This is a genomic window from Caldimonas tepidiphila, assembly GCF_003569765.1.
GTDB lineage: Bacteria > Pseudomonadota > Gammaproteobacteria > Burkholderiales > Burkholderiaceae_C > Caldimonas > Caldimonas tepidiphila.
This window is the reverse complement of record NZ_QXMG01000069.1, coordinates 23,371-31,015: the sequence shown is the minus strand read 5'-3', so window position 1 is coordinate 31,015 and position 7,645 is coordinate 23,371. Positions and strand designations below refer to the sequence as shown.

Annotated in this window: 13 protein-coding genes; 2 read left to right on the top strand and 11 right to left on the bottom strand. The window is 63.3% G+C overall.

The window, feature by feature from the left end; translation table 11 throughout:
- Positions 1-1,127 (top strand): tyrosine-type recombinase/integrase (locus tag D3A59_RS21985; RefSeq protein ID WP_205665250.1); only part of this gene is annotated, 1,127 nt, incomplete at its 5' end.
- Between the two features lie 124 nt (positions 1,128-1,251).
- Here the strand turns inward: D3A59_RS21985 and D3A59_RS21980 are convergent.
- Both D3A59_RS21980 and D3A59_RS25625 read right to left on the bottom strand, forming a co-directional pair.
- The gene (locus D3A59_RS21980) at positions 1,252-2,358 is read right to left on the bottom strand and encodes a helix-turn-helix domain-containing protein (RefSeq protein ID WP_119157464.1); all 1,107 of its coding nucleotides are present in this window, start codon (positions 2,356-2,358) and stop codon (positions 1,252-1,254) included.
- The gene (locus D3A59_RS25625) at positions 2,355-2,951 is read right to left on the bottom strand and encodes a hypothetical protein (protein WP_157991642.1); all 597 of its coding nucleotides are present in this window, start codon (positions 2,949-2,951) and stop codon (positions 2,355-2,357) included. Before D3A59_RS25625 ends, D3A59_RS21980 begins: the two co-directional genes overlap by 4 nt.
- A 242-nt stretch (positions 2,952-3,193) precedes the next feature.
- Between D3A59_RS25625 and D3A59_RS21975 the strand changes: the two genes are divergently transcribed.
- On the top strand, positions 3,194-3,442 hold the full coding sequence (locus D3A59_RS21975; RefSeq protein WP_119157463.1) for a hypothetical protein: 249 nt from the start codon (positions 3,194-3,196) through the stop codon (positions 3,440-3,442).
- A gap of 149 nt (positions 3,443-3,591) precedes the next feature.
- Here D3A59_RS21975 and D3A59_RS21970 read toward each other — a convergent pair whose 3' ends face one another.
- The 9 genes from D3A59_RS21970 to D3A59_RS25610 all read right to left on the bottom strand — a co-directional run bounded on the left by D3A59_RS21970 (position 3,592) and on the right by D3A59_RS25610 (position 7,645).
- On the bottom strand, positions 3,592-3,831 hold the full coding sequence (locus tag D3A59_RS21970; RefSeq protein ID WP_119157462.1) for a hypothetical protein: 240 nt from the start codon (positions 3,829-3,831) through the stop codon (positions 3,592-3,594).
- 211 nt (positions 3,832-4,042) lie between these two features.
- Positions 4,043-4,351, bottom strand: coding sequence for a helix-turn-helix domain-containing protein (locus tag D3A59_RS21965; RefSeq protein WP_119157468.1), 309 nt, complete (start codon positions 4,349-4,351; stop codon positions 4,043-4,045).
- On the bottom strand, positions 4,344-4,568 hold the full coding sequence (locus tag D3A59_RS25620) for a hypothetical protein (RefSeq protein WP_157991641.1): 225 nt from the start codon (positions 4,566-4,568) through the stop codon (positions 4,344-4,346). The genes D3A59_RS21965 and D3A59_RS25620 overlap by 8 nt, the downstream gene beginning before the upstream one ends.
- Entirely contained in the window at positions 4,565-4,759 is a 195-nt protein-coding gene (locus tag D3A59_RS21960; protein WP_119157461.1) for a hypothetical protein, read from the bottom strand. Before D3A59_RS21960 ends, D3A59_RS25620 begins: the two co-directional genes overlap by 4 nt.
- A complete protein-coding gene (locus D3A59_RS21955; protein ID WP_119157460.1) occupies positions 4,756-5,670 on the bottom strand; it encodes a DNA cytosine methyltransferase in 915 nt (304 codons plus the stop codon). The genes D3A59_RS21960 and D3A59_RS21955 overlap by 4 nt, the downstream gene beginning before the upstream one ends.
- A 385-nt stretch (positions 5,671-6,055) precedes the next feature.
- Complete coding sequence (locus tag D3A59_RS21950; protein WP_119157459.1) at positions 6,056-6,259, bottom strand: hypothetical protein; 204 nt, start codon at positions 6,257-6,259, stop codon at positions 6,056-6,058.
- Positions 6,256-7,314, bottom strand: coding sequence for a phage Gp37/Gp68 family protein (locus D3A59_RS21945; protein WP_119157458.1), 1,059 nt, complete (start codon positions 7,312-7,314; stop codon positions 6,256-6,258). Before D3A59_RS21945 ends, D3A59_RS21950 begins: the two co-directional genes overlap by 4 nt.
- Complete coding sequence (locus D3A59_RS25615) at positions 7,307-7,474, bottom strand: hypothetical protein (RefSeq protein WP_157991640.1); 168 nt, start codon at positions 7,472-7,474, stop codon at positions 7,307-7,309. The genes D3A59_RS21945 and D3A59_RS25615 overlap by 8 nt, the downstream gene beginning before the upstream one ends.
- 3 nt (positions 7,475-7,477) lie before the next feature.
- Positions 7,478-7,645, bottom strand: coding sequence for a hypothetical protein (locus D3A59_RS25610; RefSeq protein WP_157991639.1), 168 nt, complete (start codon positions 7,643-7,645; stop codon positions 7,478-7,480).

Below are 7,645 nucleotides of genomic sequence, written 5' to 3'. Positions count from 1 at the left end.
AGCGTAATGGTCGACAGTCTCACAGGATGAGCCAAGCTGAGCTTCGTGACGAATCAGGTCAGTGGAAGCTGATGAAGATGGCGGGCCTGCCGCCGCCGACCGAGCTGCTGACCGAGCCCACCCGCAACGACGGGCGCACCCTTGGCTACGTGCTGCGGCTCTATGCGAACAGCGGCATCCCGGCGCCGACCCAGCAGATCACCATCGGCTCGCTGATGCGGGAGGTCGGTTCCGTGCGTCTGGTCGACGCCGACTACCAGTGGGTATCGGGCTATGTGCGAAGACTGAAGGTCGAGAACAACCTGGCTCCCAACAGCATCCGCCACCGCGTCCAAGCGCTTGGACGCGCAATCGACGAGTTCCTGCGCACGAATCCGGATGTGAAGTTGCAGAACGCGGTGCGCCTGCTGCCCAAGGGCTACAGCAGCTACACCGACGTCGATCGCAAGCTGGTGGAGGCAGCCGGCAAGGAAGTGCGGCGCGACGTGTCGCGGGATCGGCGGTTGCATCCAGGCGAGGAGGAGCGCATCGTGCGCGCGCTGTCAGGCGAAGTGTTCCCCGGCAAGCCTCGCGCGCTGCTCCTCGAGGGCGGCAATGCGCTGCTGACGCTGTTCCGCCTTATCGTGTCGACCGGACTTCGGCTGCGCGAGGCCTACTCGCTGCGGCGTGGACAGGTGGATCTTGATGCCAAGGTGATCCGGGCCCAGTGCAGCAAGCAGTGGCGCGGCCGCGTGGCATTTCGCGACGTGCCAATCCGCCCTGAGCTCTATGCGGTCCTGCGCGAGTACTTGAGCACGCGCGCGATGCTCCCCGCCGCCTACCTGTTCCCGTTCCTTGAGGAGGAGCCGGACATGACGCTCAAGAAGTGCACACAGCGGCTCTCGGATCGCTTCCGCGTCGCGTTTGAGTACGCGGGCTGCGAAAACCTGCACGAGCACGATTTGCGGCATGAGGCGACATGCCGGTGGCTGGAGATGCGCGATGCGTCGGGCGGCTGGATGTGGCGCCTTGAGGAGATCAACCGGATCATGGGGTGGGCCCCGAACTCAACGATGGCGCACCGGTATGCCTCGTTCCGCGGCGCCGATCTGGCGCAGCGGATGTGGGTGAACGTCAAGGATGGCTAATCGCCAAAAAGCGATGGACGCAGAGGGAGCTTACGAATGGGGCTCAAATAAAAAGCCCGCCAAATAGGCGGGCCATGCAACTAATTTTTCTCGTTGACAAGCGCTCGACGACTGGCTATCGCAGCTAAGACGCTATTGGTTGGCGCTCAAAGAGATTTATAACGTTAGTTGTCTTGAGGGTAGGCGAGCAATTAAGTAGTTCATGTAGAAACTTGGGTTGCACGTACATGGCGCGTGCGATCGCGGCCTCAGGCATCCCAAGGTGTTCGTTCATTACTTTGAGCCCGTCTTGTATAACCTCTGGTTTTTCAGGTGGGATCAAGTGATCCTCTGTTTCCTGAATAGCTTCTCCGTGTCTGCTAAGGCCGATGTAGCCGGCCCTGACTTGGTCTTCGGAAAATATATCGAGTTGGCGGCCACGGTACAGGATGGCTGCCTTTGAAACTCCCCAGCGCATTTTTAGCTCTGAAAGTCCATTCCAATTTAGTCTTGAGCCGCGGAGTGCAATTTTGCACTCGAAGGAGAATGAGGATCTGGGGAGCAAAAAGGCACTGGCGAAGCGGTTGGCTTCGTTTTCAGTGTATTTGTCGCCTGTAAGTACCCCGGTATGCAATGCTAAATGTCCTAGCTCATGGGCGATGCCAAAGCGACTCCGGCAAACTGACCTGCCTGAACTGTTGAGCGCAATTACTGGGCGGCGTGTTGCAAAGGAAATGGCATCAACTTCGTTGGCTAGTCCGCTAACGTGCATGACGACCGCGCCAACCTTTTCGGAAACGCGGGTCACGTTCGCTATTGGACCCATCCCGAGGCCCCATTTAACTCTGCAGCTTTCGGCTGCTCGCTCGATGGCTTCTGCTGACGTGGGCTCGGCCGAATCAATTGAGTAAGGGGGTAGTTCTAGGTGGCTTTCTAGTACGCAAACTAGACGCTTCAGCATTTCCCCGCGTGCTCGTGCCTCCTGACGCAGTGAAACCTTGGTTGTCAGTTGCTTGCGAAAATGGCACTGCTCTTCTGAAATCGGCATCGGATCAATATGGTAGAAGAACTCAGGAAGAACCTGTAGTTCCTCTGCCATTGACTGCTCAAGCGGCGAAGATACTGGCTCTCCTCCGGCTTCAAGTCGGCTCAAGAATTGTTTTGAACATCCTAAGCGCTCGCCCAAATCGGCCAGAGATAGGCCATGAAAAAGTCGGGCCAGACGCAGGTTCGTTCCAATAAATTCGCTCATGCTCCAGTTTCTGCTGCTTCGCCATCTTCGTCGCGCCGCTTGGGCACAATGATAGGCTTGGAAATATCGACAGGTTGTGCAATATGGGTGGAAATTGTCTTGAGGACGCGGACAGCAGTGGACGCCCAGCGGCAAACTATTTGGTTGTTGACGTCAAAGCCAAGAAGTTCAACGCGTGGCTCCGCGTCTTCATGAGGGCCACGATCAACAATGAAGCAAAAACGGCGCGGCTCGCCAGGTTCGCCAAGTTCAAGAAAGGACTCTTGGTATCGGTTTGCAGTAACGGCGGCCTTTTTAGTAGGGCGCGCTGCATTGTCATTGCTAAATCTGCACGGTACTCCACCCACAGTAATAACAATATCGTTGCCCTCATGGGTGCTAGAGAACCAATGGTGTTTCCCGGATTTCTTTTCCAAAACTAGGCGTGACCACTGCCTACCGAACGTCGTAGTGCCCCTGGTGTAGCGGGTGTCGGTGTAGCGGGCGAGGTCCAGATCAGTCGCATGCAGCTCTTCCAGCAGCCAGCGCGCCACGCTTGACAAGCGCTCGTCAGTCAGCTCAGGGAAGAAGTGAGAGGGAAGGGGCAAGCTCATGGTTTGTGCAAATGAAGTGTTTCGTCAACCTTCATTGTGTGCGAATTTGCAAGTTCGTCAACCCTTGGTGCACTGGGGACGCCAGAAACGCAAAAGGGTCAGGACTGCCATCCTGACCCTCGTGCGCCCCAGCGATCTCTCGCCCGTGGGGACGGCCCTAGCAGGACCACGTTGCGACCTGAGATTCTAGCTGGGCGTCGGTTTTTGAGGGCGAGGACCTTCAAAAATGAAAGGGCCTAACCATGGCTGACAACACCAAACAGACCTCTCCCAAGGTCGCCTCCCTCGCCTCTGATACCTTGCGTAACAAGGGGAGTTCGTCCACCGCCAAGACGCTCGCAGCGTCCGTTTTGAGTCAGACAGGAAGCTCCAACCAGACGGGCTCGCGCGTCGAGGACTTGGCGTCCCGGGTGCTGAACAGCAGCAAGTACAGCGCGGCCACGAAGACGTTGGCGGGGAGCGCTGTGTCGCAGTCGAACAAGAAGCGCTAAAGGCCCGCTTGTTCTTTGGGAGATGTCCTCCTTTCGGGGGGGTGTCGAGGGGTAGCGTGAGCTACCCCTTTTTCATGTTCGCGATCCGCCGGTACTTGCCTGGTTGTTGGGGGCAGGCGAAAGCTCTACGAGAGGCGCTGCATGGGCAATCAGTTCGCCCGCTCCATCCGCCAGGTGGAGAACTGCCGGTTGGCGATATGGCGGGTGGTGCCTTCCAGGCGTGCTACGGCATCAGCCTGCCCAACGGTGGCGCACATCGTGATACCGGCAAGGCTCACGAGCTTCATCAGCACGTTGCCCACGTCCTCGACAGTGTTGCAGCCACAGGCGTTGACGTAGGCCTGGATGTGCTGCTTGGCAAGGGCCTCGGCTTCAGTGGAGGAGATCATCTGGTTTCCTTCGTTGCGTATCAGGGATTTGTCTCGAGAAACAGCAGCAGGCTCAGTTCTTCGCGGGTCAGTTCCATCTCGTTTCCCCTGGGGTGTGTTCGGTTCTAGTCTCAGAAAGCGGGCGTTATCGGGGGTCAGCCCGCGGCCCTGTCTGCCAACTCGTCGCAGGCGTGGGTTCGAGGGAGCGTTAGGCGCAGCTCGACCATGTTTTTCAGGCTTGTGCAACGACTGCCGGCAGGGCTGGGGGTGTGCGGCGGCGGGATGCCTTCGGCATGCGCTGCAGCAAGGTCACGGCAGGGGCAGGCTGTTCGCGTTTGGCACGCCGCTCAGCGGCTTCTGCACGAGCTTTCTCGGCTAGGTAGTCCAGCAGGTCGGCCCGCACGAACAGCCACGAGCGGCCTAGTTTTAATCCGGGGATGTCGCCTGCACGAGCAAGCTCCTCGACCTGGTCGGCCGAGCAGTGCAGCAGCTCGGCGCACTCCTCGGTGGTGATGGTGTCGGGCCGGGCAGTGTTAGTCATGGGGGCCTCCTTCTCCATCGCAGCTCTTCAGGCGCGGGAGGGAAGCTGATTGCGCCATGGCGCGCCGCGCCTCTTGCTCGACGACGCACAGGGCGATGGACAGGCCGGTCTTGATTGCGGTCTCGACCGTGCCGTCGGACTCGGGCGCCGGCAGGGTCGCTCCGGCACGCCGCAGTGACTCGGCGATGGTGCTGAGGACTTGGGTCGTGGTGTTCATTGCTGGTGGCTCTGGTGGTTCTGGTTGCCGGCGAGGTGGGGGCGCGAGATCTGCTCCTGCTCGACCTGGTGGTGCTCCGGTAGGCGCCGTTCGGTGGCGAGGTGGTCCAAGGCGGCCAGCAGGCCGGGATCGAGGTCGGCATCCCGTTCCCAGGGGCGGGAGTCCGCTCGTTGTCTGGCTCGGCGGCTCATGCGGCTTCCTTCAATGCGGTGATCAGATCGGCTGCGACCGGCGGGCACACGGCGTTGCCCAGCAGGTGCACGGCTTCGCGGTGCTGCGTAGGCAGCCGGTAGCCCTCCGGAAAGCCCATCGCCGCCCGGCACTCGTCGGCCCTCAGCATGCGCATGCGCTCGCCATCGACTACCGCCCAGCGGTCGCGCGTCGTCACGGTGCCGAGTGGCCGGCTCAGGCAGCGGCCGGTGAGGCCGGAGCCGCTGCCGTAGTACGGCGCGACGAAGCGCTCACCGTGCTGCGCCCGGCCGCGCTGGATCCGCTCGAGCGTCCTTGCAGAGCGGCCGGGGCGGTGCACGGGCGTCCACTTGCCGGCTTGGAAGTCGATGACGCGCGCTGCGCCCACGTGCTCGCGCCGCGGCAGGCGCAGCTCGATCGGGTGCTGGGAGCGCGTGGCGACGATGAAGAGCCGGCGCCGGTGCTGCGGCACGCCGTGGTCGGCCGCGTCGACGACGATCGGCTGCAGGGCGTAGCCGAGCGCGTGCATCACAGCGCACCAGGCGGGGTATAGCGCCCACTGTGCGAACTCAGGCACGTTCTCGACCAGCGCGGCGGCGGGCCGATGCACCGCCGCGCAGGTCACCACGGCCCAGGCGGTCGAGCGCAGCGCGTCATGGTGCGGCCGCTCGGCGCCGCGGGCCCGGCTGTGGCCTTGGCAGGCCGGGGAGGCCAACAGCACATCGTGAGCCGGCGCGTCCCGGAAGTCGGCCTGCTGCAGGTCTTGGCAGGCGTGCGCGGTCTCCGGGTGGTTGGCCGAGTGCCACTGCACCGCGGTGGGCCAGTGGTTGGCAGCCCACACCACCTGCGCGCCGGCAAGGCGTGCGCCGGTGCTGAAGCCGCCGGCCCCGGCGAAGAGGTCGATCGCCTTCATGCAGCAACCTCCGCTGTGCCTAAATCCAAACTGGCACAGCGCTGGTGCATCAAGTCGGATCTCCCGATACTCCCGCCTCGAATAAAAGAGGATGAAGTTAGATGGTGATATGCGCAGCCTGTGATGTGATGGCTCGAGAGGCTCCGGAGGTCAAAGGACATGAGAGGCTGCGCTTGCTCTTTGCGCATGGAGGGGAAGACGTGCGCGAGCTGTGCGTCAACGAAATCCATATCTGCCAAGACTGCGGCACATGGTGGCGCAACAACGTCACAAAGGCCCGTTTCGCCGGGGCGTGGAGCCTCTATCACGGGCGCCCCGAGCCGCCTTTGAGGGTTCCGGGGCCGACGCAGAGCTGAGTCTGTCCAGAGGAGGCCGAGTTCATGCGTCATCTCTTCGGCCCTCCCGGCATGTCTGCCCAGTCCGTGACGTGGCCGGCGACGCGCCCGCCACTGACGTAGTACCAGCCGCCCCCGGCGTAGAAGCCGGGCCACGTGGGCTCGTCGTCGCCCTCCAGGGCCATCAGCACCGTCGTGTCGCCGTCCGGCATCTGCTCGGCCACCGGGTGCCAGGTGATGGTCTCGGTGGTCACGCTGCACCTCCCGGGAAGCCGTCGTGCGTCACGCCGTCGAGCAGCCGGCCGGCGGCTTTCTTGCCGACGCGCGTGGTCTCCTCGTCGCCGCCGAAGAAATCCACGCCGCCAGCGCCGTCGTGGGTCGTGCCGTCACGTCGGACGTAGGCCAGCCCGCGGTGCGGCATCTCGGCCTGCTCGTCAGTGCAGAAGGCGGTCGCAAGCCACTCGCCGTGCTGCTTGAACAGGAACGGCACGCCGGCCGCAGTGCACTGGTCGCGCAGCGAGCGCACCCAGGCGGGATGCATCGGCCGGGCCTTCGGGCCGCTCTCGCCGCCAACGATCACCCAGTCGATTCTTGGGTTCAGCGGGTTGGCCCGCTTGAGGGCATTGCCCGTGATGATCGGGCTGAATTCATGGTGGCCGTGCCCGCTTTCAGGCATCAGCACGTCCTTCAGATCCACCGGCCCGAGCAGCGGCTCCATGCTCAGGAACCGGCGCGCCGCCGGCACGGCCAGCAGCTTCGGGATGTCGCGGTCGGCCTCGGCCTGGCAGGTGACCGTGGCGCCGATCCAGACGTTCTGCGGGAGCTGGCCGGTCCAAGCGGGGTCGGCAAGCAGGTGCAGGTCACCGGCAATCTCGCGCAGCATCGGCGCGACGTTGCCGATCCGTTTCGTGAGCAGCAGCCAGTCGAGGTGCGGCGTGTCGAGGATCAGCCGGAACAGGTCCGACCGCCACTCGGCTGGAGCTTGGTTGTCGAACACGTCGGCGAGCGAGGCGCAGAACACGCGCGGCCGGCGCGGCTTGGAGAAGCCGGCGGCAATGCAGGCCTCCTCGCTGCCGTGCAGCTCGACGCCCGCCTTCCAGCCTGCCTCGGCGGCACGCGCATGGCGCTCCCACTTCAGCGGCAGTCGCCAGTTCGCTGCGGAGGTGAGGCGGCGCTGCGTGAAGTCACCCCCGAAGCGCTGCACCAGCGCCTCCGCGTAGCAGTGGTCGCAGGCAGGCGAGACCTTGGTGCAGCCGATCCACGGATTGAAGGTGTGGTCGGTCCACTCGATGCCGGAGTTCTCAGCCATGGCAGGCCTCCCGCTCCTCGGCCACCTCGTCCACCGCCTCCACGGGCAGCGAGAGCGACTGTGCGATGTGCGCGCGGATCTCCGGCTCGCTCAGCTCGAAGTTGCGATCCCGGGCGGCCTTCAGGGCCTTCCGCACGTCTTCCTTCTTGACGAGGCCCATGGCTCAGCCCTCCGCGCTGGCGGTCTCGCCGCCGAGCTTCTCGTTGATGAGCATCAGGCACTGGAGCGCCAGGCCGTGAGCGGGACTGTCGTCCTGGCAGCTGGGGTCGAAGGACAGGCGGACGTGGATCTCGTCGCCCTGGTCGGTGAGGGTGATCGTTGCGGTTGGCAT

Excerpts from the sequence above, each read along its gene's own strand:
- D3A59_RS21980 (WP_119157464.1), bottom strand. The coding sequence starts at position 2,358 with ATGAGCGAATTTATTGGAACGAACCTGCGTCTGGCCCGACTTTTTCAT.
- D3A59_RS25625 (WP_157991642.1), bottom strand. The coding sequence starts at position 2,951 with ATGAGCTTGCCCCTTCCCTCTCACTTCTTCCCTGAGCTGACTGACGAG.
- D3A59_RS21975 (WP_119157463.1), top strand. The coding sequence starts at position 3,194 with ATGGCTGACAACACCAAACAGACCTCTCCCAAGGTCGCCTCCCTCGCC.
- D3A59_RS21970 (WP_119157462.1), bottom strand. The coding sequence starts at position 3,831 with ATGATCTCCTCCACTGAAGCCGAGGCCCTTGCCAAGCAGCACATCCAG.
- D3A59_RS21965 (WP_119157468.1), bottom strand. The coding sequence starts at position 4,351 with ATGACTAACACTGCCCGGCCCGACACCATCACCACCGAGGAGTGCGCC.
- D3A59_RS25620 (WP_157991641.1), bottom strand. The coding sequence starts at position 4,568 with ATGAACACCACGACCCAAGTCCTCAGCACCATCGCCGAGTCACTGCGG.
- D3A59_RS21960 (WP_119157461.1), bottom strand. The coding sequence starts at position 4,759 with ATGAGCCGCCGAGCCAGACAACGAGCGGACTCCCGCCCCTGGGAACGG.
- D3A59_RS21955 (WP_119157460.1), bottom strand. The coding sequence starts at position 5,670 with ATGAAGGCGATCGACCTCTTCGCCGGGGCCGGCGGCTTCAGCACCGGC.
- D3A59_RS21945 (WP_119157458.1), bottom strand. The coding sequence starts at position 7,314 with ATGGCTGAGAACTCCGGCATCGAGTGGACCGACCACACCTTCAATCCG.
- D3A59_RS25615 (WP_157991640.1), bottom strand. The coding sequence starts at position 7,474 with ATGGGCCTCGTCAAGAAGGAAGACGTGCGGAAGGCCCTGAAGGCCGCC.
- D3A59_RS25610 (WP_157991639.1), bottom strand. The coding sequence starts at position 7,645 with ATGCCAACCGCAACGATCACCCTCACCGACCAGGGCGACGAGATCCAC.